The following is a 935-nucleotide window of genomic DNA, read 5'->3' as shown; positions in this document are numbered from 1 at the left end:
TCGCCTTAGGGGTCGACTTACCCTACCCTGATTAACATGGGATAGGAACCCTTGGTCTTCCGGCGTGGGAGTTTTTCACTCCCATTATCGTTACTCATGTCAGCATTCGCACTTCTGATACGTCCAGCATACCTCCCGGTACACCTTCAACCGCTTACAGAACGCTCCCCTACCACTCAGAATAAATTCTGAATCCGCAGCTTCGGTGCATAGTTTAGCCCCGTTACATCTTCCGCGCAGACCGACTCGACCAGTGAGCTATTACGCTTTCTTTAAAGGATGGCTGCTTCTAAGCCAACCTCCTGGCTGTCTGGGCCTTTCCACATCGTTTCCCACTTAACTATGACTTTGGGACCTTAGCTGGCGGTCTGGGTTGTTTCCCTCTTCACGACGGACGTTAGCACCCGCCGTGTGTCTCCCGGATATTACTTTACGGTATTCGGAGTTTGCAAAGGGTTGGTAAGTCGGGATGACCCCCTAGCCTTAACAGTGCTCTACCCCCGTAAGTATTCGTCCGAGGCTCTACCTAAATAGATTTCGGGGAGAACCAGCTATCTCCCGGTTTGATTAGCCTTTCACTCCTAGCCACAGGTCATCCCCTAACTTTTCAACGTTAGTGGGTTCGGTCCTCCAGTTGATGTTACTCAACCTTCAACCTGCCCATGGCTAGATCACCGGGTTTCGGGTCTATACCTTGCAACTATTCGCCCAGTTAAGACTCGGTTTCCCTACGGCTACCCTATTCGGTTAACCTCGCTACAAAATATAAGTCGCTGACCCATTATACAAAAGGTACGCAGTCACCTAACAAGTAGGCTCCTACTGCTTGTACGTACACGGTTTCAGGTTCTATTTCACTCCCCTCACAGGGGTTCTTTTCGCCTTTCCCTCACGGTACTGGTTCACTATCGGTCAGTTGGGAGTATTTAGCCTTA

Annotated in this window: 1 rRNA gene; it reads right to left on the bottom strand. The window is 50.2% G+C overall.

Annotated elements, in window-relative coordinates:
• Positions 1-935: ribosomal RNA gene (locus I6F47_RS20355) — 23S ribosomal RNA — on the bottom strand; the annotation flags it as partial.

Source organism: Pseudoalteromonas sp. NZS37, assembly GCF_015864265.1.
GTDB lineage: Bacteria > Pseudomonadota > Gammaproteobacteria > Enterobacterales > Alteromonadaceae > Pseudoalteromonas > Pseudoalteromonas arctica.
Note: the sequence above shows the minus strand (reverse complement) of the source record. Positions and strands in the feature narration are given on the sequence as shown.